This window comes from Lentzea sp. NPDC003310, assembly GCF_040610935.1.
GTDB lineage: Bacteria > Actinomycetota > Actinomycetes > Mycobacteriales > Pseudonocardiaceae > Lentzea.
Genome location: NZ_JBEXNC010000025.1, coordinates 95,546 through 121,670 on the forward strand (window position 1 = coordinate 95,546; position 26,125 = coordinate 121,670).

General features: G+C 70.3%; 28 protein-coding genes and 1 rRNA gene. 18 read left to right on the plus strand and 11 right to left on the minus strand.

What is annotated here, in order from left to right:
* Positions 1 to 103: 103 nt before the first annotated feature.
* Complete coding sequence (locus ABZX02_RS39085; protein WP_355306347.1) at positions 104 to 799, minus strand: MerR family transcriptional regulator; 696 nt, start codon at positions 797 to 799, stop codon at positions 104 to 106.
* An 18-nt stretch (positions 800 to 817) separates the two neighbouring features.
* On the opposite strand from ABZX02_RS39085, the gene ABZX02_RS39090 reads away from it, so the two are divergent.
* From ABZX02_RS39090 to ABZX02_RS39105, 4 genes are all read left to right on the plus strand, one after another.
* Positions 818 to 1,708 carry a hypothetical protein gene (locus ABZX02_RS39090; protein WP_355306349.1) on the plus strand — a complete coding sequence of 297 codons (891 nt, stop codon included), beginning with the start codon at positions 818 to 820 and terminating at the stop codon, positions 1,706 to 1,708.
* Positions 1,705 to 2,154, plus strand: coding sequence for an ABA4-like family protein (locus tag ABZX02_RS39095; RefSeq protein WP_355306351.1), 450 nt, complete (start codon positions 1,705 to 1,707; stop codon positions 2,152 to 2,154). Before ABZX02_RS39090 ends, ABZX02_RS39095 begins: the two co-directional genes overlap by 4 nt.
* Before the next feature lie 90 nt (positions 2,155 to 2,244).
* Positions 2,245 to 3,459 (plus strand): thiolase family protein, encoded by a 1,215-nt coding sequence (locus tag ABZX02_RS39100; protein ID WP_355306353.1) that lies wholly within the window; start codon positions 2,245 to 2,247, stop codon positions 3,457 to 3,459.
* Positions 3,456 to 5,564, plus strand: coding sequence for a 3-hydroxyacyl-CoA dehydrogenase NAD-binding domain-containing protein (locus ABZX02_RS39105; RefSeq protein WP_355306355.1), 2,109 nt, complete (start codon positions 3,456 to 3,458; stop codon positions 5,562 to 5,564). The genes ABZX02_RS39100 and ABZX02_RS39105 overlap by 4 nt, the downstream gene beginning before the upstream one ends.
* Positions 5,565 to 5,621: 57 nt before the next feature.
* Here the strand turns inward: ABZX02_RS39105 and ABZX02_RS39110 are convergent, their stop codons facing one another.
* The 3 genes from ABZX02_RS39110 to ABZX02_RS39120 all read right to left on the minus strand — a co-directional run bounded on the left by ABZX02_RS39110 (position 5,622) and on the right by ABZX02_RS39120 (position 6,725).
* Positions 5,622 to 5,951, minus strand: coding sequence for a hypothetical protein (locus ABZX02_RS39110; RefSeq protein WP_355306357.1), 330 nt, complete (start codon positions 5,949 to 5,951; stop codon positions 5,622 to 5,624).
* A gap of 91 nt (positions 5,952 to 6,042) precedes the next feature.
* Positions 6,043 to 6,450: a type II toxin-antitoxin system VapC family toxin gene (locus tag ABZX02_RS39115; protein ID WP_355306359.1), complete on the minus strand. Its 408-nt coding sequence runs from the start codon at positions 6,448 to 6,450 to the stop codon at positions 6,043 to 6,045.
* On the minus strand, positions 6,438 to 6,725 hold the full coding sequence (locus ABZX02_RS39120) for a type II toxin-antitoxin system prevent-host-death family antitoxin (protein ID WP_355306360.1): 288 nt from the start codon (positions 6,723 to 6,725) through the stop codon (positions 6,438 to 6,440). Before ABZX02_RS39120 ends, ABZX02_RS39115 begins: the two co-directional genes overlap by 13 nt.
* 39 nt (positions 6,726 to 6,764) lie before the next feature.
* Here ABZX02_RS39120 and ABZX02_RS39125 point away from each other — a divergent pair, with 39 nt between their 5' ends.
* Positions 6,765 to 7,556, plus strand: a complete 792-nt coding sequence (locus ABZX02_RS39125) for a DUF72 domain-containing protein (protein WP_355306362.1) — start codon at positions 6,765 to 6,767, stop codon at positions 7,554 to 7,556.
* On the opposite strand, the gene ABZX02_RS39130 is transcribed toward ABZX02_RS39125, so the two are convergent.
* Both ABZX02_RS39130 and ABZX02_RS39135 read right to left on the minus strand, forming a co-directional pair.
* Entirely contained in the window at positions 7,477 to 8,772 is a 1,296-nt protein-coding gene (locus ABZX02_RS39130) for an FAD-dependent monooxygenase (protein ID WP_355306364.1), read from the minus strand. The genes ABZX02_RS39125 and ABZX02_RS39130 overlap by 80 nt on opposite strands.
* On the minus strand, positions 8,772 to 9,329 hold the full coding sequence (locus ABZX02_RS39135) for a PadR family transcriptional regulator (protein WP_355306365.1): 558 nt from the start codon (positions 9,327 to 9,329) through the stop codon (positions 8,772 to 8,774). The genes ABZX02_RS39130 and ABZX02_RS39135 overlap by 1 nt, the downstream gene beginning before the upstream one ends.
* Positions 9,330 to 9,417: 88 nt before the next feature.
* Here ABZX02_RS39135 and ABZX02_RS39140 point away from each other — a divergent pair, with 88 nt between their 5' ends.
* A complete protein-coding gene (locus ABZX02_RS39140; protein WP_355306367.1) occupies positions 9,418 to 11,118 on the plus strand; it encodes a cellulase family glycosylhydrolase in 1,701 nt (566 codons plus the stop codon).
* Here ABZX02_RS39140 and ABZX02_RS39145 read toward each other — a convergent pair.
* Entirely contained in the window at positions 11,073 to 11,807 is a 735-nt protein-coding gene (locus ABZX02_RS39145) for an arylamine N-acetyltransferase (RefSeq protein WP_355306369.1), read from the minus strand. The genes ABZX02_RS39140 and ABZX02_RS39145 overlap by 46 nt on opposite strands.
* Before the next feature lie 17 nt (positions 11,808 to 11,824).
* Between ABZX02_RS39145 and ABZX02_RS39150 the strand changes: the two genes are divergently transcribed.
* The 7 genes from ABZX02_RS39150 (at position 11,825) to ABZX02_RS39180 (ending at position 20,479) form a co-directional block, all read left to right on the plus strand.
* Positions 11,825 to 12,634 (plus strand): DUF72 domain-containing protein, encoded by an 810-nt coding sequence (locus ABZX02_RS39150; protein ID WP_355306371.1) that lies wholly within the window; start codon positions 11,825 to 11,827, stop codon positions 12,632 to 12,634.
* A gap of 40 nt (positions 12,635 to 12,674) precedes the next feature.
* Positions 12,675 to 13,031: a peptidase inhibitor family I36 protein gene (locus tag ABZX02_RS39155; protein WP_355306373.1), complete on the plus strand. Its 357-nt coding sequence runs from the start codon at positions 12,675 to 12,677 to the stop codon at positions 13,029 to 13,031.
* A gap of 155 nt (positions 13,032 to 13,186) precedes the next feature.
* Positions 13,187 to 15,565, plus strand: a complete 2,379-nt coding sequence (locus ABZX02_RS39160; protein WP_355306375.1) for an AAA family ATPase — start codon at positions 13,187 to 13,189, stop codon at positions 15,563 to 15,565.
* A complete protein-coding gene (locus tag ABZX02_RS39165; RefSeq protein ID WP_355306377.1) occupies positions 15,562 to 15,948 on the plus strand; it encodes a hypothetical protein in 387 nt (128 codons plus the stop codon). Before ABZX02_RS39160 ends, ABZX02_RS39165 begins: the two co-directional genes overlap by 4 nt.
* Positions 15,949 to 15,956: 8 nt before the next feature.
* The gene (locus ABZX02_RS39170; protein WP_355306379.1) at positions 15,957 to 16,793 is read left to right on the plus strand and encodes a metallophosphoesterase; all 837 of its coding nucleotides are present in this window, start codon (positions 15,957 to 15,959) and stop codon (positions 16,791 to 16,793) included.
* A complete protein-coding gene (locus ABZX02_RS39175) occupies positions 16,790 to 19,420 on the plus strand; it encodes an AAA family ATPase (RefSeq protein WP_355306381.1) in 2,631 nt (876 codons plus the stop codon). The genes ABZX02_RS39170 and ABZX02_RS39175 overlap by 4 nt, the downstream gene beginning before the upstream one ends.
* 426 nt (positions 19,421 to 19,846) lie before the next feature.
* Entirely contained in the window at positions 19,847 to 20,479 is a 633-nt protein-coding gene (locus ABZX02_RS39180; protein ID WP_355306383.1) for a hypothetical protein, read from the plus strand.
* On the opposite strand, the gene ABZX02_RS39185 is transcribed toward ABZX02_RS39180, so the two are convergent.
* Positions 20,476 to 20,721 carry a hypothetical protein gene (locus ABZX02_RS39185; protein ID WP_355306385.1) on the minus strand — a complete coding sequence of 82 codons (246 nt, stop codon included), beginning with the start codon at positions 20,719 to 20,721 and terminating at the stop codon, positions 20,476 to 20,478. The genes ABZX02_RS39180 and ABZX02_RS39185 overlap by 4 nt on opposite strands.
* Before the next feature lie 138 nt (positions 20,722 to 20,859).
* Between ABZX02_RS39185 and ABZX02_RS39190 the strand changes: the two genes are divergently transcribed.
* The 3 genes from ABZX02_RS39190 (at position 20,860) to ABZX02_RS39200 (ending at position 23,891) form a co-directional block, all read left to right on the plus strand.
* On the plus strand, positions 20,860 to 21,759 hold the full coding sequence (locus ABZX02_RS39190) for an XRE family transcriptional regulator (RefSeq protein WP_355306387.1): 900 nt from the start codon (positions 20,860 to 20,862) through the stop codon (positions 21,757 to 21,759).
* Positions 21,760 to 21,780: 21 nt separating this feature from the next.
* The gene (locus ABZX02_RS39195; protein WP_355306389.1) at positions 21,781 to 22,905 is read left to right on the plus strand and encodes a hypothetical protein; all 1,125 of its coding nucleotides are present in this window, start codon (positions 21,781 to 21,783) and stop codon (positions 22,903 to 22,905) included.
* 62 nt (positions 22,906 to 22,967) lie between these two features.
* Positions 22,968 to 23,891, plus strand: a complete 924-nt coding sequence (locus ABZX02_RS39200; protein ID WP_355306391.1) for a hypothetical protein — start codon at positions 22,968 to 22,970, stop codon at positions 23,889 to 23,891.
* On the opposite strand, the gene ABZX02_RS39205 is transcribed toward ABZX02_RS39200, so the two are convergent.
* Positions 23,864 to 24,664 (minus strand): NmrA family NAD(P)-binding protein, encoded by an 801-nt coding sequence (locus ABZX02_RS39205; protein ID WP_355306393.1) that lies wholly within the window; start codon positions 24,662 to 24,664, stop codon positions 23,864 to 23,866. The two genes, ABZX02_RS39200 and ABZX02_RS39205, sit on opposite strands and share 28 nt — an antisense overlap.
* A gap of 88 nt (positions 24,665 to 24,752) precedes the next feature.
* Between ABZX02_RS39205 and ABZX02_RS39210 the strand changes: the two genes are divergently transcribed.
* Both ABZX02_RS39210 and ABZX02_RS39215 read left to right on the plus strand, forming a co-directional pair.
* Positions 24,753 to 25,112 (plus strand): nucleotide pyrophosphohydrolase, encoded by a 360-nt coding sequence (locus ABZX02_RS39210; RefSeq protein ID WP_355306395.1) that lies wholly within the window; start codon positions 24,753 to 24,755, stop codon positions 25,110 to 25,112.
* Positions 25,109 to 25,699, plus strand: a complete 591-nt coding sequence (locus ABZX02_RS39215; protein WP_355306397.1) for a hypothetical protein — start codon at positions 25,109 to 25,111, stop codon at positions 25,697 to 25,699. The genes ABZX02_RS39210 and ABZX02_RS39215 overlap by 4 nt, the downstream gene beginning before the upstream one ends.
* 2 nt (positions 25,700 to 25,701) lie before the next feature.
* On the opposite strand, the gene ABZX02_RS39220 is transcribed toward ABZX02_RS39215, so the two are convergent.
* The gene (locus tag ABZX02_RS39220; RefSeq protein WP_170176444.1) at positions 25,702 to 25,866 is read right to left on the minus strand and encodes a hypothetical protein; all 165 of its coding nucleotides are present in this window, start codon (positions 25,864 to 25,866) and stop codon (positions 25,702 to 25,704) included.
* Positions 25,867 to 26,030: 164 nt separating this feature from the next.
* Positions 26,031 to 26,125, minus strand: a 5S ribosomal RNA gene (gene rrf, locus ABZX02_RS39225); the annotation flags it as partial.

A 26,125-nucleotide genomic window follows, 5' to 3' on the forward strand; every position in this document is an offset into this window, starting at 1 on the left:
CCGCGCCAGGCCCTTGCACCAGCTCGTTTGCGGACGAAGTCAAAAGATCTGTTGCAAAGGCGCAGGTCGCGACCTGCGCTGCGCCGGCGACGAAGCCGCCGTGTCAGTTCGACGGGTTGGCGTTGGCGCCGATGACCGCCCGCGACACCTGGGCGTGGGCAAGCCGTCGCACCGCCTTCAGCACGGTGTCGCCGATCAGCGTGCCGACGACCATCGCCTCGATGACGTCGTCCCGCGAGCCGCGTCCGGCGATGTAGTCGACGTCGGCCTGCGCGATGATCTTCAGCCCCTCCAGGTAGGGGTCGAGCAGGTCGCGGAAGTGGTCGTGGCCGATCGAGCGGGCGACCGACAGCGCGGCGGCGAGCATGTGGGTCACGTTCGACTCCGTGACGTCCACGCACTCCGTCTCGCCCTGCCGCTCGAAGAACGCCTGGACGTCCTTGATCGCGAGTGGGTCGAGCTCGACCGCGCTGGGCTGGCTGATGGCCTCTTGGACGGCGCCCAGCTTGCTGTGCAGCGACTCCTCCTGGGTGTCGATGGCTCCGAGGACCTCCCGCACGGAGGCGATGGACAGACCTCCCACGTCCACGAGCGCGCGCACCAGACGCAGCCTCCGCAGGTGCTCGTCGTCGTAGTGGGCCTGGTTCGGGCTGGTCAGCACGCCGGCGGGCAGCAGTCCCTCGCGCAGGTAGTACTTGATCGTCGGCACCGGGACGCCGCTTCTCTTCGAAAGCTCGCCAACACGCATATGGATAGTGTACCTTCCCGTTTGTCGATAGCGGAGAGTGCCGCTATCCATTTGCTCGAGGGGGCTCGGATGTTGAAGGCCACGCAGAACTGGCACCGCCCGTTAGTCGTCTTCGGCTGGGCGATGGCGGTGCTGATCCCGATCGCGCTCGTCGGACTGCTGGTCGACGACCGCACGGTGATGAACTCGCCGATCTGGCTCAAGCCGTTCAAGTTCGCCGTGTCGCTCACGCTCTACGCGTTCACGCTCGCGTGGCTGCTCACGTTCCTCAAGCGGTTCCAGCGCGTCGGCTGGTGGGCCGGCACGGTGCTGGCGGCGGCCGGCGCGATCGAGATGGTCGTGATCGTCGGCCAGGTCGTCCGCGGCAGGCGCAGCCACTTCAACTTCGAGACGCCGCTCGACACGGCGTTGTTCTCGATCATGGGCTCGACGATCGTCGTGCTGTGGGTGACGCACGCGATCGTCGCGATCCTGCTGTGGCGCACGGAGATCGAGAACAAGGCGTTCTCGTGGTCGATCCGGCTCGGGCTCGTGATCTCGTTCCTGGGCCTGGGCGTCGGGTTCCTGATGACCAGCCCGAAGCCCGGCCAGGCGCTCGACGGCGACACCCTCGGCTCGCACACGGTCGGCGCGCCCGACGGCGGCGCGTACATGGCGCTCACGGGGTGGAGCACCGAGCACGGCGACCTGCGGGTCGGGCACTTCGTCGGCATGCACGCGCTGCAGGTGCTGCCGTTGCTGATCGCGCTGCTCGGCCACCGCGCCAACACCAAGGTCGCGTGGGTGCTCAGCGGGTCGTTCCTGGGGATCTTCCTGCTCGTCACCTGGCAGGCGCTGCGCGGCCAGTCCCTCGTCCAGCCGGACGGCACGACGTTGCTCGCGCTCGCCGGAATCGTCGTCGCGACCGCGCTCGGCCTGGTGTGGGCGCGCGAACCCAAGAAGGAGCTCGTGCACGCATGACCGCCCTGCTGTTCGACCTGACGTTCCTGGTGGCCGCGCCGTTCTGGGCGCTGATGATCCTCGCGCCGAAGTGGTCGTGGACGAAGAGGATCGCCGAGTCCTACCTGATCGTCCTGCCGCCCGCGCTGATCTACGTCGTGCTGCTGGTCCCGGAGCTGTCCACGGTGCTGCCGCTGGTCACCCGGCCCGAGATCGGACCGCTGGCGGAGTACCTCGCGACGGACGCCGGCACCGCGCTGGTCTGGGCGCACATGCTCGCCTGGGACCTGTTCGTCGGGCGCTGGATGTACCTGGAGGGGCGCCGGCTGGACGTCCACCCGCTGGTGATGGCACCCGTTCTGGTGATCACGATCCTGCTGGCGCCCGTCGGGTTGCCGCTGTTCCTGATCGTCCGCAAGGTGTGTGACACAAAGAACAGGGGTGCCGCTGTGGTTACTCACCAGTAACTAGGGTTAGAGTTGGCGTTACCGACCGGTAGGGATGTCGCGCAGCCCCGCCGGAGTGGACAGAGTTGTCACCACAAGTGAGGAGACGCCGTGGCCGCACCAGCAGCGCCGGCACGCGTTCGGAACGTGGTCTTCGTCGACGGCGTCCGCACGCCGTTCGGCAAGGCCGGCCCCAAGGGGATTTTCGCCGAGACCCGTGCCGACGACCTGATCGTCAAGGTCATCCGTGAGCTGCTGCGCAGGCATCCCGAGCTGCCGCCGGAGCGCGTCGACGAGGTCGCGATCGCGGCCACGACGCAGATCGGCGACCAGGGCCTGACGCTCGGCCGCACCGCCGCCCTGCTCGCGGGCCTGCCGAAGTCCGTGCCCGGCTACTCCATCGACCGCATGTGCGCGGGCGCGATGACCGCCGTGACCACGGCCGCGAGCGGCATCGCGTTCGGCGCCTACGACGTCGCCATCGCGGGCGGTGTCGAGCACATGGGCCGCCACCCGATGGGCGAGGGCGTCGACCCGAACCCGCGCTTCCTGTCGGACCGGATCGTCGACACCAGCGCGCTCGTCATGGGTCAGACCGCGGAGAACCTGCACGACCGGTTCCCGCACATCACCAAGGCGCGCACGGACGCGTACGCGGCCAACTCCCAGGCCAAGTACGCCGACGCGCTCAAGAACGGCAAGATCGGGCCGGAGCTCGTGCCCGTCGCGACCCGCTCCGCCGAGAACGGCTGGGGCCTCGCGACCGCCGACGAGCCGCCGCGTCCGGGCACCACGGTCGAGGACCTGGCGAAGCTCAAGACCCCGTTCCGCCCGCACGGCCGGATCACCGCGGGCAACGCGGCCGGCCTGAACGACGGCGCGACCGGCTGCATCCTCGCCGAGGAGGAGACCGCTCGTTCGCTGGGCCTCCCCATCGGCATGCGCATGGTCGGCTACTCGTTCCTGGGCGTCGAGCCCGAGGTCATGGGCATCGGCCCGGTCCCGGCCACCGAGAAGGCGCTCGAACGGGCCGGTCTGTCCATCGAGGACATCGGCCTGTTCGAGGTCAACGAGGCGTTCGCGATCCAGGTGCTCGCGTTCCTCGACCACTTCGGCATCGCCGACGACGACCCCCGCGTGAACCAGTGGGGCGGCGCCATCGCGACGGGCCACCCGCTGGCCTCGTCCGGTGTCCGCCTGATGACGCAGCTGTCGCGTCAGTTCGCCGAGCGTCCGGACGTCCGTTACGGCCTCACCACCATGTGCATCGGCATCGGCATGGGTGGCACGGTCATCTGGGAGAACCCGAACTGGAGTGGCAAGTGACCATCACCGCTGAGGAAGCAAAGGCGATCTTCCCCGACGAGGTCGTCACCCACGCCAAGACGCGTCTGATCAGCGTGCCCGGCCTCGACAAGCCGGTCGCGTTCATCACGATCGACAACGGCCTGGACCACACGCGTCCGTCGACGTTCGGCCCGCAGTCGCTGGTGTCGCTCGGCGCCGCGTTCGACGAGGCCTACGCGGCGAAGCCCGCCGCGATCGCGGTGACCGGCAAGCCGTTCATCTTCGCTGTCGGCGCGGACCTGTCCGCCGTCGAGCAGGCCACGGACCGCTCGCAGGGCGTCACGATCGGCAAGCTCGGCCACGACGTCTTCAAGAAGTTCACCGACTCGGACATCCCGACCTTCGCCTTCGTCAACGGCGCGGTCATGGGCGGTGGCCTCGAGCTCGCGCTGTCGTGCCACTACCGCACGCTGGCGTCGAACGCGGCCGCGATCGCGCTGCCCGAGGTGTTCCTGGGCCTGTTCCCGGGCTGGGGCGGCACGCAGCTGCTGCCGAACCTGATCGGCGCCAACGACGCCGTGACGGTGATCTTCGAGAACGCGTTGAACCAGAACAAGATGCTCAAGCCGAAGGAAGCTCTGGCGCTGGGCATCGCGGACGTGCTGTTCGACTCCGCCGACTACCTGGAGCAGTCGCTGCTGTGGCTGTCCGGCGTCGTGCGCGGCGAGATCTCCGTGCCCCGCAAGGAGATCGACCGCGGCGAGGCGTGGGACGCGGCGCTCGCGCGGGCCAAGGGCATCGTGCACGGCAAGACCAAGGGCGCGGCGCCGGGTGCGCAGAAGGCCCTGGAGCTGCTGGAACTGGCGCGCGAGAACGACCTGGAGAAGGGCTACGCCGCCGAGACCGAGGGCCTCGCGGACCTCGTCATGAGCGACGAGCTGCGCGCGGGCCTGTACTCGTTCAACCTGGTGCAGAAGCGCGCGAAGCGACCGGCGGGTGCTCCGGACAAGTCGTTGGCGCGCAAGGTCACCAAGGTCGGCGTCGTCGGCGCGGGCCTGATGGCCTCGCAGATGGCGCTGCTGTTCATCCGCCGCCTGCACGTGCCGGTCGTGCTGACCGACATCGACCAGGCGCGCGTGGACAAGGGCGTCGGCTACGTCCACGCCGAGATCGACAAGCTGGCGTCGAAGAAGCGCGTCTCGCCGGACGAGGCGAACCGCCTCAAGGCCCTGGTGTCCGGCTCGCTCGACAAGTCCGCGTTCTCCGACGCCGACTTCGTCATCGAGGCCGTGTTCGAGGACCTCGCCGTGAAGCAGCAGGTGTTCGCGGAGGTCGAGGAGCACGTCTCCCCCGAGGCCATCCTCGCCACGAACACGTCGTCGCTGTCCATCACGGACATGGCGTCGAAGCTCAAGCACCCCGAGCGGGTCGTGGGCTTCCACTTCTTCAACCCGGTCGCGGTCATGCCGCTGCTGGAGATCGTGCGCGCCGAGCAGACCGACGACGCGACGCTCGCGACGGCGTTCTCGATCGGCAAGCAGCTCAAGAAGTCCTCGGTGCTCGTGAAGGACGCGCCCGCGTTCGTCGTGAACCGCCTGCTGACCCGCTTCATGGGCGAGGTCATCAAGTCGGTCGACGAGGGCACGTCGTTCGAGGTCGCCGACAAGGCCACCGAGCCGCTCGGCCTGCCGATGTCGCCGATGATCCTGCTGCAGCTGGTCGGTTCCGCCGTCGCGCTGCACGTGTCGGAGACGATGCACGGCGCGTTCCCGGACCGCTTCTCGGTGTCGGAGAACATGAAGAAGTTCGTCGCCGCCGGCAAGGGCGCGGTCTGGCAGTGGGACGCCTCGGGCAACCAAACGGTCGACCCGGAGGTCCAGGCGCTGTGGGAGTTCGGCTCCGCGCCGCTGACCGGCGACGAGGTGAAGAACCGCGCGCTGGAGGCCCTGGCCGAGGAGATCCGCATCATGCTCGACGAGGGCGTGGTCGCGGAGGCGCAGGACATCGACCTGTGCATGCTCCTGGGCGCCGGGTGGCCGTTCTGGCTGGGCGGCATCACGCCGTACCTGGACCGCACCGGCATCTCGGAGAAGGTGACCGGGAAGCGCTTCCTGGCACCGGGTGTGGCCTCCGTGCCCGCCTAGTCCGCTGTGCTCGAAGCCCCGGTTCCTCCTCGACGGAGCCGGGGCTTCTTCACGTCGTCAGGCCTCCTCCGGCACCATCACCGGCTGGTGCAGCTCGGCCTTGCCGGCCTGGCACACGAAGTAGGCGTCGATGTTCGTCGCGCGCAGCGTCACCTCGGAGCCCGCGACCAGTTCCCGGTAACGGGGCAGGTCGGGCAGGCCGATGGCGACGGTGTCGAACGGGTGCGTCTGGCGCAGGACCAGCGACCTGCGCAGCGCCTCGCCGAACGCCCAGCGGGGCGAGTCCTCGTCTCCGGGGACCTCCACCAGCGCGCCTTCGAGGTGACGTTCGAGCGCGGCTCGCACGTGGTCCGCCGTGCCCCACGCCGCGATGTCCGTGACAGTCATGTGTCAGGTATCGGGAAAAATGGCGGGATCATTAGCCGTCCGGATGTTTCGATCAGGTCATTTTCTCGCGTCCCGCGGTTCTGATGGACGCTCAGACCTGACGGATCGGCACGACGTCGACCAGCCGGTCGAGGTCCTTGAAGTCCTTCACGTTCATCGTGAGCACGGGAATCTTCGCGACGGCCGCCGTCGCCGCGATCTGCAGGTCCATCCGGCGCGGCCGCGGACTGCGACCAGCCCGGCGCACGAGCGAAGCCATCTGGCCGTAGACCTTGGCCTCCTCGACACCGAACGGCAGCACCTCGAACGTCTGCAGCGCCGCGTAGTACCGCTCCGTGCGCGCGAACCGCTCGACCGGGTCGTCGGTGTCGAGCCCGAACGCGAGCTCCGCGATCGTGACCGCGCTCAGGAACGGCTGGGCGCCGACGTACTCGCCCAGGTTCGCCCGCTCCAACCTGATCAGCACACAGGTGTCGAGCAGGCACCTCAGCTCTGCCACGGGTCTTCCAGGGGGTCGTCGGAGCCGAACACCTCGTCGGCGGCGCGCCGGTCGGCCTCCCACCGGTCCGCGTCGACCGGCGGCAGTGCGCCGAACAGCACCTGCACGTCCCCGAGCGGCGGCCGCGAGACGGCGTCCTCCCGGTACGGCGAGAGCTGGGCGACGGGTTTGTTGTTGCGGGTGACGACGAAGCTCTCACCCGCCTCGACGCGCCGCATGATCTCCGCGTTGTCGTTGCGGAGCTCACGCTGGCCGATGGCTTTGAGCTGCTGCATGCCACGACTGTAGCGCAATTCCAACATAAGTGCTATAGAATGGCTACACCGCCACCGGGCTACCCGGATGACGTGATCACCATCGGCACGTCGGGCTGGCGCTACCCGGAGTGGCGCGACGACTTCTACCGCGGCGTCCCCCAGCGGTCGTGGCTGAGCCACCTCGCCACCCGGGTCGGCACGATCGAGATCAACAGCTCGTTCTACCGCCTCCAACCCGCGTCGAACTACCGCAAGTGGGCCGCCGAGACCCCGCCGGACTTCGTCTTCGCCGTCAAAGGACCCAAGCTGATCACGCACGTCAAACGCTTGCGCGACATAGATGATCCGCTCAAGACGTTCACCGAGTCGCTCGCCCTCGGCCCCAAGCAGGGACCGATCCTCTGGCAGTTGCCGCCGTCGCTGCGCTTCGACCGCGCACTGGTCGAGGACTTCCTCGCCACGCTCCCGCCGGGCCGGCACGCGTTCGAACCACGGCACGAGTCGTTTCGCACCGACGGCTACTTCGACCTGCTGCGCGCGCACAACGTCGCTCACGTCGTGTCGGACGCACCGACGTTCCCGTGCATCGAGGCCGTGACCGCCGACTTCGCCTACCTGCGGCTGCACGGGCATGACGAGCTGTACATCAGCTCCTATGACGACGCGCAGCTCGACGAGTGGGCGGCGAAGATCCACGACTGGGACCGGGACACCTACGTCTACTTCGACAACACCATGCACGGCGCCGCTCCCCGCAACGCCCTGAGCCTCATGGCCCGGTCCACGTCCGCAACGCCGCCGGCAACGTCTCGGGATCAGCCACCCAGGCGACGTGCCCATCCGGCCTGATCAGCATCCCGCCGAACTCGTCCAGCAGCACCGGGCGGCCGGGGCGGAGCAGTTCCGCGACGGTGGTGGACCTGCCGCCGGACCGCACCTCGAAGTTCGGCGCCAGCCGCCCGAGCAAGGGGTGTGCACCCGGTATACGAGCGTCATACCGCGTGTCCACACCCGCGACGAGCTCGGCGAGGTGCTTGTTCGCGACGGCACTCAGCTCCGTTAGGAGGTCTCGCACCGGTGAGAGGTCCTCACGGGCGAGAAGGGATTGCGCGCGCGTCGTGCGCAGGACGCGCGCACCCGCCGCATGCCGTTCGTCGTGGTACGTCTGCAACAGCCCCTCGGGGGCCTGGCCCGTGACGGTCGCTGCCAGCTTCCAGCCGAGGTTCACCGCGTCGGCCAGCGCCACGTTCACCCCGACCGCCCCCGCCGGCGGGTGGACGTGCGCGGAGTCGCCGGCGAGGACCACCCGGCCGCGCACGTAGCTCTCCGCCTGCCGCGCCGCGTCGGAGAAGCGGCTGAGCCACAACGCCCTCCCGAGCGGCACCTCCCGGCCGAGCCGGGCGTTCAGCAACTCCTGGACGTAGCCGAGCTCGACCGGCCCGGACCGCGGCTCGGGTTCCTCCAGCACGATCCGCACGTAGCCGGGCCGGGGCAGCACGAACACCTCGCCCGTCGCCAGCGCGTCGAAGTCCGCCTCGACGTCCGCGACCAGTCCGTGCGACGTCGCGCCCACACCGGGGAAGGCGATCCCCGCGCGTTTGCGCACCAGGCTGCGGCTGCCGTCGCACCCGATCAGGTGCGAGACGCGCCACCGCTCGTCGCCGACCACCACGTCGACCCCGTCGGCGTCCTGCGTGAAGTCCACGACCTCCTGTCCCCACCGCACCCGCACCCCGAGCTCGGCGAGCCACTCCTCCAGCAGCTCCTCGACCCGGTTCTGCGCGATGCCCAGCACGTACGGGTGATCGGTCTCCATCGCGGAGAAGTCGAGGCCCATCCCGGGCACGAACATCCCGTACGGCACCACGGGTCCCTCCGCGAGGAACCGGTCGACGAGCCCGCGCCGGTCGAGCAGCTCCAGGCTGCGCGCCGACAGCGTGAAGCCGCGCGGGTGCGGGAACCTCGCCGGCGCCGCGTCCACCACGGCCACCTCGACGCCGGCCAGCGCGAGCTCCGCCGCCACCATCAACCCGGCCGGGCCGGCCCCGGCCACCAGAACCGTCATCACGCCCCCTCCGGCCACGCGAGCCGCCCGGACTCGACGTCGCCGATGATCTCCTCGACCCACCCGAGCTCGGCCTCCGCGAGCCGGACCGCGTACTCGACCTCCACCACGAACAGCCGCGGCACCTGCGCCAGCGCGTCCCGGTGAGCACCGCGCATCTCGTCGAGCGACGCCCGCAACCGGTCCGCCCGTTCCCGCAACGCCTCCGCCGCCCCCGAAGCGCCGAGCGCGCCGAGGTAGCTGACGGCGGAGAGGAACTTCGGGAACTCGGGCTGCGGCTCCCGCACCAACCGGTCGACCCAGCGGGTGAACTCCTGCTGCCCCACCGCGGTGAGCCCGTAGATCGTCCGCTCCGGCCGGGCCCCGACCTTCACCGTCTCCCGCGCCTCGATCCACCCCTCACGCACGAGCGCGCGCACCACGTCGTACAGCGATCCGGTCGTGACCTTGAAAGACCTGTCCATGCCACGTTCTCGCAGCGTGGCCGCCATCGCGTGCGGGTGCATCGGCGACTCCAGCAGCAGTCCCAGCACCGCCATACCCAGCGGGTTCTTCATCACTCGGCTCCGATCGCTCGAATCCGAGTATTTGCGGGACGATCCCGGTTGTCAACTAGCCTGTTCAGATATGAGAACGATTCGCGTCTTGGCTCCCCTGCTCCTGGCCGCGAGTCTCGTGGCTCCCGTGCAAGCGCACGCGGAGGAGGCGGCCTGGACCGGCCCCCTCAGCACCCGAGGCCGGTGGATCGTCGACGCCCACGGCGACCGCTTCAAGCTCAAGTCCGGCAACTGGCACGGTGCGAGCGGCACCTACACCGGTTCCGGCGACATCAACGACCCCGCCAACCACCACTCGGGCGAGAAGGCCGACCAGGTCCCGCTCGGGCTCGACCGCGCGACCATGGCCACGATCATCAGTGGCTTCAAGGAGATCGGCGTCAACAGCGTCCGGCTGCCGTTCTCCAACCAGATGATCAAGGACACGAACCCGGTCAACGGGCTGAAGGACGCGCAGCTCAACGGGAAGCGGCCGCTGGAGGTCTACGACGCGGTCGTCGCCGAGCTGACCCGCAACAACCTCGCCGTCATCCTCAACAACCACACCACGACCTCGCGGTGGTGCTGCGGCGTCGACGGCAACGAGCGCTGGAACACCAGCCAGAGCACCGACCAGTGGATCACCGACTGGGCGTTCATGGCCGACCGCTACAAGGCGAACAAGCGCGTGGTCGGCGCGGACCTCTACAACGAGGTGCGCCGCAACGTCTGGGACGACCCGAACTGGGGCTGGGGCAACGACCACGACTGGCACAAGGCGTCGCAGCAGGCCGCCGACCGGCTCCAGCAGGTCGCTCCCGACCTGCTCGTCATCGTCGAGGGCATCAACTGGACGGGCATCCCGGTCGACGGCTTCGCGCACGGGCGGCCGACGCTCGAGCCGGCGCGGTTCCTCAGCCACACGCTCGCCAACCCGAACAAGCTCGTCTACTCCGCCCACTTCTACGGCTACACCGGCCCGAACCACAGCGGTGCCACGGGAATCGGCGAGACGAGCGACCCGCGTTACCAGGACCTCTCGCCGCAGGACCACGTCAACGTGCTGCAGCGCCAGGCTTTTTTCATCACCGAGGCGCAGAAGCACTTCACCGCGCCGTTGTGGATCAGCGAGTTCGGTGTCGGCGGCCGCGGCGAGAACAACCCCAAGGCGCGTGACTGGTTCGAGCGGTTCGTGAACCAGCTCGTCGCGAACGACACCGACTTCGCCTACTGGCCGCTGGTCGGCTTCCACACCAACCGGGGCGGCAACGGCTGGGCGTTGCTGCACTGGGACGCCGCCGGGAACCGCATGGGCGTCAACGACGGCGACGACTGGCGGGCCGGCGCGTGGAACCGCCTCGTCACCGCACCGAGCCGCACCGGGCAGATCCCGCAGGAGACCCGCTGGAACCAGCTCCTCAAGGAATCCTGCCCGCAGAACGAGAAGCTCGTCGGCATCAGCCACACCGGCAACCGCGGGCTGTGCGTCAGCGGTCCACAGTGGAGCGGCACCAAAAGGGTCACCAACGAGCAGCACGTGACCAACGACTGGGCGTCCGGCTACACGAAGCTCCAGTGCCCCAACGGAAACGCCGCCGTCGGCTACGCGAGCTTCACCCTGGTCTGCGCTCCGGTCGCGCAGGGAACGCAGACCCGCGTGCTGTGGTTCGACCGCGGTGACAATCGGCCGGACCAGGGTGGCGACTGGGCCAACGGGCACTACAAGGGGCAGTGCGCGCAGGACGAGCACATCGCCGGTGTCGCCTACAACTGGCGCAGGACGCCGGACGCGTTGCTCTGCCGGAAGTGAAGTCCCAGGCGTTCCTGGAAGGCGGCCGCGGGATCCTCGACATCGGTCGAGGTCTTGCGGCCGTTCTCCGTCACCACGACCTTCTTGTCCGTCACGGTGATCCGCCCGTCCGGCAACGCGAGCGACGCCATCGGCCCGGTGCGGAAGTGCGACTCCGGCGCGGTCTGGTGCCACCAGCAGGTCGGCACGAACTCGGCGAGTTCGCGCGGCCGGCGGTCGAGCCGGTAGCAGGGCTTGCCGTCCATCAGCACCTCCACGTCGTCGCCGACGTCCACGAGCCGGAAGACGCCGAACGGGTCGCGCTGGTCCTCACGGGACTCCCAGGACAGCGGCCGCAGCGTGAACGAGCCGAACCCGACGTCGGCGAGCCACGTGCCGTCCACGAGCAGCGCCAGGTGGTCGAGCGGCGGGCCGAGCCGCTGCTCGTCGCCGATCGTGCGCGCGCCGAGCAGGTCGACGTGATGTCCCAGGTGCCGCAACAACTCCGCGAACAACCCGTTGAGCTCGTAGCAGAACCCACCGCGCCGCTGCACCACGATCTTGTCGTGCAGCCACGGGACCTCCAGCACGATCCGGATGTCCATGTGGGTGTGGAGGTTCTCGAACGGGACGGTCAGCAGATGCCGTTCGTGCAGCTCGGCCAACGAAGACGTGCGGGAGGCACCGATGCGCTGTAGGTAGTCGTCCACCGTGCCACGATAGCCACATGGGCGAGGTCAGGATCGGCACTTCGGGGTGGGTCTACCCGCCCTGGCGCGGAGTGTTCTACCCCAAGGGCGTCACGCAGAAGCGCGAGCTCGCCTACCTGAGCGAGCAGCTCGGCTCGGTCGAGATCAACGGCTCGTTCTACTCGTTGCAACGCCCGTCGAGCTACCGGAAGTGGGCCGCCGAGACACCGGACGACTTCGTCTTCTCCGTCAAGGGAAGCCGCTTCATCACGCACATGAAGCGCCTCAAGGACGGCCACGAGCTCCTCGCGAACTACCTCGCGTCCGGAGTGCTCGCCCTCGGCCCCAAGCTCGGCCCGATCCTGTGGCAGCTCCCGCCCACGCTGCGGTTCGACGCGGACCTGCTCACCGCGTTCTTCGAGAGCCTCCCCCGCACCACCACCGAGGCCGCGAAGGTCGCCGAACGCCACGACCACCGCGTGGACCCCGCCCACACCACCACCGATGCCGAGCGGCCGATGCGCTACGCCCTCGAAGTGCGTCACGACAGCTACCAGACGCCCGAGTTCGTCGACCTGCTGAAACGCCACGACATCGCGCTGGTGGTCGCCGACGCGGCCGGCAAGTACCCGTTGATCGAAGAGGTGACCAGCGACTTCGTCTACGTGCGGCTGCACGGCCACGACGAGCTCTACGTGAGCGGGTACACCGACGAGGGCCTCGACGCCTGGGCCGCGAGGGTCCGGGCGTGGCGCGAGCACGGCGACGTGTTCGTCTACTTCGACAACGACGCGAAGGCGTACGCACCGCGCGATGCGAAGGCGCTCCAAGATCGTCTGGCCGATTGACCCGAACGGACGCACACTCTTCTGCGACGGAGGTGCGCCCATGTCGACGAAGAGCCTCATCGCCGCCCTGGTGATCACTGCGGGCGCGGTCGCCTCCAGTGGGATCGCCGTAGCGCAGAGTGACAAGAGCTGCGACAAGGGCGAGTTCTGCGTCTGGTCCGGCCCCGACTACACGGGCACCGTCCAGCGCCTCGACGTGGAGTCGGCGAACCCCGGCGAGTGCATCACCCTCACCGTGGTCGGCAAGTCGTTCGCGAACCGCCTGAGCAGGGACGCGACCGTGTACCAGAGGGAGAACTGCTCGACCGAGGCCGAGTTCACCACCTACCCGAAGCACGGCACCTACGTGCCGGACGCCTACTTCGTGATCAGGGGCCTGCAGGTGTGGGGTCCCTAACGACGAGGTCCACCTTTAGTCACCCTATGCAACACCACTCGATGGTGTGAGTACTCACCAGTAGGTCCCCTTTCGTGCCTAAGTTGCCGCCCTATCGAGTGGTGGCAGCTGGAGGAAATGTGACCGTGGCGGGTGAAGCCGGGTTACTCGAACTGATGGCCGGGCGACTGGCCAAGGACGAACTCACCCCACGTGCGGCGGAACTGGTGCTGGCGGCGTGCCGGGGCGACGAGGCGCTGGAGCGCGCTCTCGCCGGCGTGCCCACGCACGACGAGGCCCCGCGCGAACGCACGGACGGCCCCGGTCAGGGGATCTTCGTGTCGGAGATCCGCGTTCAAGGTTTTCGCGGCATCGGCCCGCAGGCACGCCTGCCGCTGGCGCCGGGTCCGGGCCTGACCGTCGTCACCGGGCGCAACGGCTCCGGCAAGTCGAGCTTCGCCGAGGCCGCCGAACTGGCCATGACCGGCTACAACGCGCGCTGGACCCGAGCGCGGCACGACGTGTGGCGGCAGGGCTGGCGCAACCTCCACCAGGCCGACACCGCCGTCGAGTTGGAGCTCGTCCAAGCCGCGGCGCCGGACCGCACGACGATCCGAAGACAGTGGGCGCCGGAGGACGACCTGGCGCAGGGCGAGTGGACGCAGGACAACGAGCCGTTCGACGACCGCAGGTGGCACGAGGCGCTGGAGACCTACCGCCCGTTCCTGCCCTACAGCGAGCTCGGCACCGTGCTCGACGCACAACCCGAGGACCTCTACGAGGCGATGCACCGCCTTCTGGGCCTTGAGGCGATCACCGAGGCGCAGCAGGCGCTCGCCGAGCACCGCAAGCGCCTCGCCGAAATCGTCGCCCGTCCGCACGACCGGCGTGAACGCGTCCGCGCGGAGCTGCTGGCCTCCCAGGACGAACGCGCCCACCGCGCCGCCGCACTGCTCGGCAGCGACTCCCCCGACCTCGACGCGATCGCGGACCTCGCGCTCGGTGCGGAGGTCGGCACCGGCACGAGCCTGCTGCACCAGATCGTGGACGTCGCGCTGCCGCCCGACGAGGAGGTCGACCGGGTTCGCGAGACGTTCGACCTCGCGCTCGGCGCGGTCAGCGCGGTCGCGACGGCCAACGCGCAGGACTCGTTGCGGACCAGCGAGATCCTGCGGCTCGCGATCCAGCTGCAGGAGTCCTCCAGGGACTCGCCGCGGGCCCAGACGTGCCCGGTGTGCGACCTCGGCCGGCTCGACGGCCTGTGGCTCGCCAAGGCCAGGGACCGCGCCGAGCACCTCGCCAAGGCCGCCGCCGAGCTGCACGAGGCCGCCGACCGCCTGGACGTCGCCGTCGCGGCCACCCGCGCGGTGTGCGTGCCGGTGCCCGAGGTGCTGACCGAGGCGCAGGACGTGCTCGACACGACGGCCGCACTGCAGGCCTGGCAGGCGTGGGAGGCGTGCGCCTCGATCGACGACCCCGTGCGCCTGCGACAGGAAGTATTCGACCGGTATGCAGATCTCATACAGGCTGTCGACCAGCTGAAGTCCGTCGCCCGGGAGCAGATCGACCGGCGCGACCTGGTGTGGCGGCCGATGGCGATCGCGCTGTTCGAGTGGCACTCGCAGGCGCAGCAAGCGCTTGCGGACGCCGAGGTGCTCGCCGACGTGACCGAGGCGGAGAACTGGATCCGCAAGACCGCGGCCACGCTGCGGTCCGAGCGGATCGCGCCGTTCGCCAAGGAGTCGCAGCGGATCTGGCAGCGGTTGCGCCAGCAGAGCAACGTGGACCTGGGCGCGGTGCGGCTCGGCGGCGCCCGCAACGTCGAGCTGGACGTGTCCGTCGACGGCGTCACGAACTCGGCGCTCGCGGTGATGAGCCAGGGCGAGCTGCACTCGCTGGGGCTCGCGCTGTTCCTGCCCCGCGCGATGGTGGACGAGAGCCCGTTCCGGTTCGTGGTGATCGACGACCCGGTGCAGGCGATGGACCCGTCCAAGGTGGACGGTCTCGCCCAGGTGCTCGCCGACGTCGGGCTGACCCGCCAGGTCGTGGTCTTCACCCACGACGAACGGCTGGTGGAGGCGTTGCGGCGGCTGCGGCTCCCCGCGACGGTGTGGGAGGTCTGCCGCGGCGAGGAGTCGGCGGTGCAGGTGCGGATGTCCGACGACCCGGTCGGCCGCTGCCTCGCCGACGCCCGCGCGATGCGCGTCGACGAGGACCTGCCGGACGCGCTGCGGTCCGAGCTCGTGGCGTCCTGCTGCCGGGCGGCCCTGGAGGCGGCGGCGCACGCCCGGTTCCGCCGCGAACGGCTCGGCCGCGGGGTGCCGCACGCCGAGGTGGAGCGCGAGCTGGAATGCGCGCTCACGACCAGGCACAAGCTCGCCCTCGCCGTGCTCGACGACCTCACCGAACCCACGAAGTTGTTGCCGCACCTGGAGAACACCGTCGGCTCGTGGGCGGTCGACCTGCTGCTGGCGTGCCGGGTCGGCGGCGAGAGCGGAGACCTGGACGTGCTGATCCGCGACACCGAACTGCTCGCCGGGTGGGTGCAGCGATGACCCTCCCCTCCGACGTCCAGGACCGGCTGACCTGCGTGGCGAACCTCCTGGCACGCCCGGACCAGCTCGACGGCGTGCGCATCCGGTGCTGCGCCGAGCTGTTGCGCACCGCGGTGGAGCGGTCCGTGGCCCGCGCCTGCGGTGCCGAGAACACCGACCAGCCCGTGCACGCGTTGCTGATCAGTCTTCCGTCCCATGTGGACACCGACGTGGCGCACGACGCCTCCCAGCTGTGGCACGCGCTGAGCCGCGCGATCCGGCACCACGGCTACGAGCTGACCCCGACCGTGGCGGAGCTGACCGGCTGGCACGCCGACACCGCCGCGGTCGCGGCGGCGCTGCGGCCGTCCCTGACCTTGTCCGGCAACATCGAACTCACCTGAAGGCACTGGTGAAACTGCTGCTGTTCGCGGACCTGCACCTGGACACGCGCTTTCCCTGCGCGGGCCCGGAGCGGCGTCAAGCGTTGCGTGACACGCTGGGCCACATCGTGGACCTCGCCCAGGAGACCGGCGCCGACGCGATGTTGTGCGCCGGCGACCTCTACGAGCACGACCGCTGCTCGCCGTCGACGGCCGAGTTCCTGCGGTCGTCGTTCGACTGCGGGGTGCCGGTGTTCCTGGCCCCGGGCAACGACGACTGGTACGGGCCGCAGTCGGTCTACCAGCAGGTGGACTGGACACCGAACGTGCACGTGTTCTCGTCGTCGGTGCTGATGCCGGTCGAGCTCGCCGACGGCGTCACGCTCTGGGGCGCGGCGAACGTCGGGCCCGGTCCGACGCGGGACGTCATCGACGGGTTCACGGTGAACCGGGGAGGCGTGAACCTGGCGCTGTGCCACGGTTCCGCACCCGACGACGTCGCGATCACCGGGCTGGACCACGCGTTCCTCGGGCACGTGCACACGCCGGAGCACGCGTCCGACTACACGTTCCCCGGCAACCCCGATCCGCTGACGCCGGGCGAGACCGGGGAGCGCGGGGCGGTGCTGTGCACGGTGCGCGAGGACGGAACGGTGTCGCGGGAGGTGTTCGACGTGTCGGCGTCGCGGTCGCTCGGCTGGCTCGACTCGGAGAAGACGTTCCCGTTGCTGGACTTCGACACCGTCGCGGCGGAACGGACCGTACGCGGCCAGTTCGTGCGCGACGTGCTCGCCGATCCCGCTCTGGACGTGGCCCTGCGCGGCCGGGTGCTGTCGGCCGGCCTGCGGGCGTTGGAGGAGCGATGAGGATCGAGTCCGTCACGGCCCACGCGTTCGGGCCGTTGCACGACCGGACGCTGGCGCTGGCACCCGGCCTGACCGTGGTGGCGGGTGTGAACGAGTCCGCGAAGTCGTCGTGGCACGCGGCCATCCGCGCGGCGCTGTGCGGTGCCCCGTCGGCGCGGCACCGCCCGTGGGAGGGCGAGTCGTGGCGGGTGGCGGCCACGGTGGCGCTGGAGTCCGGTGAGGTCGTGGCGGTGGAGCGCGACCTGAACGCCGACTCGGCGCCGGACGCCTCGCGCTGGGTGGGGCTCGACCGCACGTCGTTCGCCGCGACCGCGTGCGTCGACCAGGCGCAGTTGCTGACGGTGCTGGACGCGGCGAACGGCCTCCAGGACCACCTGCGCCGGGCGGCCGCGACCGCGGGCACGGACGGCACGGTGGAGCAGGCGTTGCAGCGGCTGACCGCGCCCGTGGACGCGTTGCGCGACGCCCGGAACCGCTTGCGGGAAGCCGAAACCGACCTCGCCGTGGCCCGCCGTGAGCACACGCGGTACCAGGAACTGGGTGCGCGGGCCCGGTGTGCCGCCGCTGCGCGCGCCCGGCTGGCCGTGCAGGAGCACGCCGAGTCGCTCGACGCCCTGTCGGCCAAGGTGGCGCGGCAGACCGAGCTGCGGGAGCGGTTCGGCGACACGCCGCCGTCCGGGCTCGCGGTGCTGGAGGAGCGGGCGATCCTGGTGAACCGCGCGCTCGCGGCGTGGCGTGCGGCGCCGACGCCGAGGGCGCTGCCCGGTCCGTCCGCGCAGGCGCTGGAGGCGGAACTCGCCGCGGTGCCGGACTTCCCGGTCGGCGAGACCGCGCTCGACGACGAACTCCGCGTCGTGGCGTCGGCCTACGCGACCGCGTCCGCCGTGGCCGCCGCGCACCAGGAGCGCAGGCCGTCCCCGCCGACGACCGCGGAGCCGTCCGTGCTGCGCGGACTCGCCACGCGCCTCGACCCGGCCGCCGGTGGCCGCCTGACCACGGCGTCGATCGACGTGGACACCGCGCGCCAGCACCAGGACGAGGCCGCCGCCACGGCGGCCCGCACCCAGGTCGAGGCGGACGTGGCCGCGGCGCGCGTGCAGGAGATCGCGGTGCCGAACCCGTTCCTGCGCAACGCTTTGCTGGCGCTGAGCTGCCTCACGTCACTCGTGGGCGTGCTGCTCTTCCTGACCGGCGAGCAGTTCGCCGCCATGGGAGTCCTCGTCGCGGCACTGGTGGCCGGTGTCGGCGGAGCGCTGTCCCGCGGCAACGCGGACGAACGCGAGGCGGCCGTGACCTTCGCCGCCGAGCGCGCCGCCACCGCCACCGAGGCCCGTGGCGTGCTGTTCACCGCCGACCGCACCCTGGCCGAGGCCGAGGGCCAGCGCGCGGTGGCCGCCCAGGCCGTGCGCGTCCACGACGAGGCCGTGGCCGAGTGCGCGTCGCTCGGTATCCCCGCGGACCGCGAAACGTTGTGGCGCCTGGCCAACCGAGCCGCGTGGGAGGCCGAGCACGCCGACCTGCTGTGCGAGGTGGCCCGCACCGAGAAGGCGGTCCGCGTGGAGCTGGCAGCGCGCGGCAAGATCGACGCCACCGTGACCGTCCCCGACCTCCTGGTGGACTACGAGACCGACTGCAAGGTGCGCGCCCGCCAGGCGTCGTTGGCGGCCCAACGCCCCCTGCTGGCCCAGACCTTGGCGGACCGCCGCCTGGCCGAGGCCACCGTCGCCGAGGCGATGGCCGCGCGCGACCGGGCAGCGGACCTGCTCCGCGAGGCCGTGACCACGATCGGCGGCACCGGCGACCGCCCGGAGGACCTCCTGCGCGCGATCGCCGAGTGGCAACGGGGCTGGGACAAGCTGCTGCGCGAGGCCGAGGACGAACGCCAGGCGTGGGCGGAGCTCCAGGCCCTGGCGGCCGCCGACACCCTGGACGACCTGGAAGCGACCCGTTCCGCGGCGCACACCCACCACGCCACCCTGCTGGAGGTGGCCGCCCGCTACGCCGCTTTGCCCCCGGTGGACCCGGCCCTGGCGACCTCGGCGGACACCCTGGCGGCCACCGTCGCCGAACTGGCCCGCACCCTGCCGAGCGTCCCGGACGCCGAGGAGGCGGTGCAGACCGCGACCGCCGCGCTGGCCGAGGTGTCGGCGGAGGTCGAGGCCATCGACCTGGCCTCCCGCTACCTGACCGCCGCCCGCGAGAAGGTGCACAGCACCATCGCCCCGGCCCTGGAGACGACCCTCCGCACGTGGCTGCCGTCGGTGACGGACGGCCGGTACGTCGACGCCGCCGTGGACCCGTCGACCCTGACCGTGCGGGTGTGCGCGGCCTCCGACTCGTGGCACCAGGCCTCGCACCTGTCCCTGGGGACCGCGGAGCAGGTCTACCTGTTGTTGCGGGTGGCCTTGGCCCAGCACCTCGCCACCGAGCCGTGCCCGTTGTTGTTGGACGACGTCACGGTGCAGGCCGACGATGCCCGCACACGCGCCGTGCTGGACCTGCTGCTGCAGCTGTCCGCGGACCGGCAGATCGTGCTGTTCGCGCAGGACGCGACGGTGGCGGAGTGGGCGCGGGAACGGCTGGGTGAGCGGGACGTGCTGCACCAGCTCACGCCGGTGGCGGCCTGACCGGGAGACGGGCCGCGAGGGCGGTGCCTCGGACTTCGGTCCGGGGCACCGCCCTCTTGCTTCGCGGACTTCGCCACGCGATTCAGCCGGATCCTCTACATGCCAGCCTCTCCTGACCCCAGCACATCCCCGCCCCGGCACATCCCCGCCCCAGCCTCGTCTCACCGAGCGCACCCCCACCCAGCACACCCCCACCCAGCACACCCCCACCCAGCACACCCCCACCCAGCACACCCCCACCCCTCTGCCCCCGCCGGGCCACCTACCCACGGGCCTCCGCCACGCCCTGGCCCGTCAGCCCACCTGCCTCCCCCACCCCTGCGGTCCCAGACCACCACCTCCCGCCGCCCTTCCACTCCCCTCACCTCAGCCACCCCTGACCTGCGGCCTCCCGGAAATGTCAGACCCCGTCGCTACCGTCGTCCCATGACCAACGCCGCCTTCCGCAAGCTCACCCCCACCGCCGACGAGCAGCTCGCCGACCTGGGCCTGCGCCGCGCGGTCCTGGACCGCGCGATCACCGCCGGCATCGACGCCCGCGCCGCCTCGCCCCCGTTCGGCCCGACCAACGCGCCGGGCCTGCTCGACTGGATCCACCGGGTGGGCACGCTGCGGCAGCTGCTGGCGGCGGAGGGGTGGCAGCGGCTCGACCACTGGAACGCGGGGCTGATCCGGCACCCGTCGCGGCCGGTGCTGCTCGGCACGCTGCAGGGCAACCGGGGCACGGGGTCGCCGGAGGCGCCGTTGCGCAGCGACTACGCGAAGGGGCCCGCCATCGCGGCGATGATGCGGGACAACGACCACGACCAGTTCGCGCTGTTCGAGAACGTGCGCAGCGAGGGGCTGAAGTTGTGGTTCCTGGTCACGTACCCGCTGCAGCTGGACGACAGGCTCGTGGTGTTGCGCGAGGTGTCGCAGCCGGAGCCGACGCCGCAGAACCAGATCATCGAGCGGTGGGCTCATCGGATCCCGTTGCCGCCGATGGAATTCCCGCAGCTCAAGGCGCCCAATGTGGACGGTCCGGAGGAGGTCGACTTCCCGGTCGCGCTCCGTCGCTAGGGGTGGGAGACGGAGGTGGCGATCTGGGCCAGCGCGCCGGCCCCGACGAGCAGCGCCAGCGCGATCCCGCCGAGCACGAGCGGGCCGCCGTTGTGCCGCAGCCGGTAGGTGACGCCGAGGGCGAGCAGCGCGCAGGCGATCGGTGCCGTCCACACCCAGTGCGGCCACCGGATCAGGCCGACGACCGACAACCCCAGGAGCAGCAGGCCGAGCAGCCACGCGCCGAAGGAGGCGTGGCGCACGATCCCGCTCCGCCGCAGGTCATGATCCCTCTGGCCCACACCCCGAAGCTACGCCACGGAACCGGTTCACGCTGATCCGAAACCGGCACGAGGACCCGCCTGGCAGTCCGGCGGGCCACCGACGACAATGGCCGGATCATGCTCACGCCCTCGCGACTCACGCTCGCCCGCACCCGGCGCGGACTCACCGCGGCCGAGCTCGCGCGGAAGTCGGGCGTGCAGGCGCGGGCGATCAGCGAGTACGAACGGGGGCAGCGCCGGCCCAAGCCCGCAGCGCTCGAGTCGCTGGCGGGGGCTCTCGGGTTCCCGGCCGAGTTCCTGACGGCGCCGGAACCACCCCGGCCCCAAGGCACACCGCACGACGCGCAGGCGATGGCGGCCGCGCAGCTCGCGATCGAGTTCAACGGCTGGCTCGACCGGTTGTTCGTGCTCCCCCAGCCGGACCTGCCGGCGCCCCGCACCTCGCCGCAGGGCACCCGCGACGCGTGGCGGCTCACCACCGGGCCGGCGCCGAACATGGTGCAGCTGCTCGAGTCGCACGGCGTGCGGGTGTTCTCGCTGCCGGTCGACTGCGTCGTCCAGGAGGCTTTCTCCTGCTGGCACAACGGAACGCCGTTCGTGTTCCTCAGCCCGTCGGCGACGCCGGAACAGGCTCGGTTCGACGCGGCCGTCCACCTGGCCGTGCTGCTCGGCCACGACGAGCCGCACGAGTTCGCCGCCGAGTTCCTGATGCCCCAACGACAACTGCCCGGCACCGACCACCGGCACTGGCACGTCGGCCGGGACCAGTTCACGAGGTGGGCGAACGTCCACAGCCTCGTGCCGGGCGGCATGACCCGGCGCGAGACGTCGAAGCTGCTCACCAAGGTGTTCAAGGTCCTCCGCGAGAACGGCACGACGCCGGCGCACGTGGCCAGAGAGCTGAACCTGGGCCTCGAGGAACTGAACGGGCTGGTGTTCGGCCTCGTGCTGACGGCGCTCCCCGGCGGTGGCGAATCCGGGCCGAGAGGACGTGCGCGCCTTACCCTGGTCCACTGATCCGACCTGGGGGCTCCACACATGATGTTCCTGCGGTATCTCGCCGCCGTTCCGTTGATCCTGCTCAGCTATGCCGCCGTGCCCTTCGGCTACCTCACGCTGTCGTCGTACCTGTTCCAGCGGTCTCTGCCCGGCAGGCGGGAGGAGTTCGACTTCGCCGCCGAGTTCGCGGAGAAGTTCACCGACCTCGACGGCTTCTGGCCCGTTCCGGTGGCGGTGCTGCTCTTCGTGGTGCTGTGGTGGATGACTTCGGCGTGGACGCGCCTCGCCTGGCTGCCGTCGGTCCCGGTCGCCTTGGTTGGCATCGCCAGCCCGAGAAGCGGTGAGCAGGCCGTGCTGGCCGTGGCGACTCCCCTGCTCGCGTGGGGCCTGGCCTGGCTCGCGGCGAGGATCGTGTCGTGGCCGGTCACCGGCGACGTGCGGCGCTCGCCGGTCGAGGTGCTCGTGCGGCTGCGCGGCGGGGGACGGCTGCGCGTCCAGTCACGCCGGCTGCTGCTCGACAAGTTGCCACCGCCGCGGCACGCCACGTCGCCGGTCGGGCGGGTCGCGATCCGGTTCGACCGGATCAGCCACGTCGAGGTGGGCGTCGTGTCCTCGCCGGCGCAGTGGTGGTTCGGCAACACGAGCGAGCTCACGATCACGCCGGGGCCGGTGCTGCGGGTCATCGGCGGCGGCCAGGAGTGGTTGCTGCCGGTCGACGACACCGCGACGACGTTGCGCCTGGTCCGGGAACGGGCGGCGGCACGGGCCAAGGCCGAGCCGCGGCCGCCGCTCGAGAGCAGTCGCTGGGCCAACGCGAAGGTGCTGTGGGACCTGGGCCGGTCGCAGCCGCTGCGGCCGAACCTGAAGAAGGTCCGGCACGGCACGCATCACCTGATGCTGGTGCTCACCGCCCTCACGGCGGCGATGGCCGGTTACGCGGTGTTCCGGATGTTCAGCGGCAGCTGGAGCTTCGTGTTCGGCGCTCTCATCTTCGGCGGCGTCGCCCTCGGGACTGCTCTCGCGTGGGCCTCCACCGGCGCCGGGCTGAGGCTCGCCGAGGAGAATCCTCACTCACCGTTGGCGGATGATCCCGATCCGCGACGAACTCCGGTCACTGGCTGGAGTCCCCAGCCCGTCGTGCTAGGCCAAACGAGCGATTTGTGAAACACATCGCCCGGCGTACCCGACACTGAGAGTGACGGGTTGCCGAGCCTCGGGGATGCCACATGACGATGCAGCAACGCACAGAACCCTCGCCTGCCGCCGTTTTGATCGCCGTCGCCGTGCTCGCGCTGGTTCTGACCGTTGCTTTCGGCCCTCTGGGCTTCGTCATCGGGCTCGCACTGTTCGCGCTGATGTTCGCCGGCACCAAGAACAAGACGGCCGAGCAGCTCGCCCCGGCCCGCACCCGGTCCCGTCTGCGTCGCCTGTCGACGGCCGGGAGGATCTCGATCCTCGGCGAGGCGCACCACCAGGACGCCATCGCCGAGGTGGTGAGACTGTCAGCGGATGGAGACGGGGACGGGGACGACTCGGCCGTCCTCGCGACCGCGGTGCTCGTGCCGGAGTCCGCCGGTCGGCACGACCGGCCGTCGGTACGGGTCGACCTGCTGCGTGCGGACCGCACCGCCGTCACCGCCGGGTACCTGCGCAGCGAGCAGGCCGGCGACTACCTGCCGCTCCTGCTCGACCTGGCCGAGCGCGGCGAGGTCGGTTCGTGCCCGGCCCGCATCATCGGCGGCGGACAGCGCCGCACCGTGCACCTGCACCTGGGCTCTCCGCGGCTGTTGCTGCTCGATCACGAGGCGCTCGGCACGGCGCCGACGATGCCCGCCGAGTACCAGGTCGCCGTGGTCGGCGAGGAAGCCCACCAGCACGTGCTGCACCGCGTGGTCGACGGCCGCACGCCCGTCCACGTCATCGCCGAGTTACGGGATTGCAGAATCGCCAGAGGTTCTCACACCGGTGAACACACCCTCGAGGTGCTGCTCGAAGGCGAGTGCATCGGCCAGCTCACCTACGCGATGGGCCTTCAGTACTGCGACGTGGCGCAGGAGTGGCGCGCCCGCACGGGGCGCGCGCTCTGCGAGGCCGTCATCACCAACGAGGGCACGCGCGGCCTTCAGGCGAACCTGCTGCTCCCGAGATAGTCGGCGAACGTCCGCGGCTCCCGGCCGAGCACCTTCCTCACGCCGTCGGAGACGTGCGCCTCCTCCCCCTTGCGGATCAGCTCCAGCAGCATCGTGACGAGCTCCGCGATCTCCTCCGAGAAGCCGAGCCCGCGCAGCTGGGCGGTGAACTCCGCCGACTCGATGTCCGAGTACCGCACGGGCTTGCCGGTCACCGCGCTGATCCGCGCGAGCATCTCGGGGAACGACAACGCCTCCGGCCCGCTGAGGTCGTAGGTCTGCCCGTGGTGGCCGGGCCGGGTCAGGGCGGCGACGGCGACCTCGGCGATGTCCACCACGTCGATGAACGGGTGGACGCCGTCGCCCGCGGGCAGAGCGAACTCCCCCTGCTCCACGGACGGGGCGAAGATGTCCTCGTCGAAGTTCTGCATGAACCACGTGGGCCGCAGGACCGTCCACTCCACGCCCGAGCCCTTGACCGCCGCCTCGAACGGGTCGTCGTCGGGCGCACCGCGCATCGACAGCAGCACGAGCCGCGAGACACCGGACTCCACCGCGAGGCGCACGAAGTCGTTCAGCAGCAGGGGGTTCTCCGGCGGCACGACGTAGACGGCGGTCGTGCCGGCGACGGCGGGCCCCCAGGTGGCCGGATCGGCCCAGTCGAATCTCGTGGCCGCGGACCGCGACGCCGGGCGTGCGGCAGGTCCGAGGAGGGCGGTGACGCGCCGGCCGGTCTTGCCGGTGGCGCCGAGGACGAGGACGGAGTCGGGGTTGATCGCGCTCAATGTTGACATGACTAGAACTAATCAACGTTGACGCGGACGATCCATGTCCGATCAACCGCCGTCCTTGCTCGTTCGTCCACGTGGTAGTCAGTGGGTCATGAGTCAGCGTGATCTCGTGGACCTGAGGGACGCCCTGCGCGCGTTCGCCGCTGCCCGCGACTGGGACAGCTACCACACGCCCAAGAACCTGGTGATGGCCTTGTCCGCGGAGGTCGGCGAGCTCACCGACCTCTTCCAGTGGCTGACGCCCGACGAGGCGAAGGATGCGATGAAGGACCCCGACCTCGCCTGGAACGTCCGCGACGAGCTCGCGGACGTGATGCACTACCTGACCAGGTTGGCGGACAAGCTCGACGTCGACCTCGTCGAGGCGGCGTTCGCGAAGATCGAGCGCAACGAGCGGAGGTTCCCGACCGGGAGCCTGATCCCCGTGCCAGTCGAGAAGGGTGAGCTGTGAGTCTCCAGAACGTGCACGCCTTGCACGTGCACCAGAAGGTCACGTTCATGGTCAACCGCTACGAGGTGTTCGTCGACGACAACGGCCGGCCGGGCCGGCTCGTCGGGTTCGCCGAGCAGAAGCGGCTCAAGATCAAGGAACGCGTCACGATCTACACCGACTCGTCGAAGAGCCAGGTGCTGTTCGAGTTCAACGCCCGCAAGGTCATCGACCTGGGCAGCGGGTACGACGTGACGGACGGCCAGGGCCGGCAGATCGGGTTGTTCCGCAAGAACTTCGCGAAGTCCCTGCTGCGGTCGACCTGGCACCTGGAGCAGGCGGGCTGGGGTCAGGCCACGGGGGCGGAGCGGAACAAGTTCCTCGCGGGCTTCCGCCGACTGTGGCAGTGGATCCCGGTGATCGGAGATGCGCCGTTCCCCATGCGGTATCACTTCGACTTCGTCACGGAGAACGGCGCGCCCGTGTTCAGCGTCGACAAGAAGACCTGGCTCCGGGACCACTACCTGGTCTCGATCCAGGATCCTGGCGTCGACCGCCGGCTCGTGATCGCTCAGGCCGTGGCGCTCGACGCGCTGCAGTCCCGCTAGGACTAGAGGTAAGTCAGCAGGAGGAGGATCAGGCACACCAGCAGCACGACGCCGAGCACTGCGGGCAGGATCGACTGCGAGGACGGCGCGGGCTCGCGGGCGTGCCTGCCCCGCCTCCTGCGCGCTCGCCACCGCAAAGGTGCCTCCCCTGCCCACTGCTCGTTCATGACGATCACGGTAGGGACGTACAACCCGAGCTTGACTCGCATCACCCGCTCGCCGGGGTCTCATCACCCGGTCAGCCGCTCAATGAACACAGCGGTACCTGCACGAAGACATGAAAAAGCCCTGCGGGGAGCGCTTGTGGCGCTCGACCCGCAGGGCAAATTATGTTCGGCGGCGACCTACTCTCCCACACCGTAACCAGTGCAGTACCATCGGCGCAGAAGGGCTTAACTACCGGGTTCGGAATGGGACCGGGTGTTT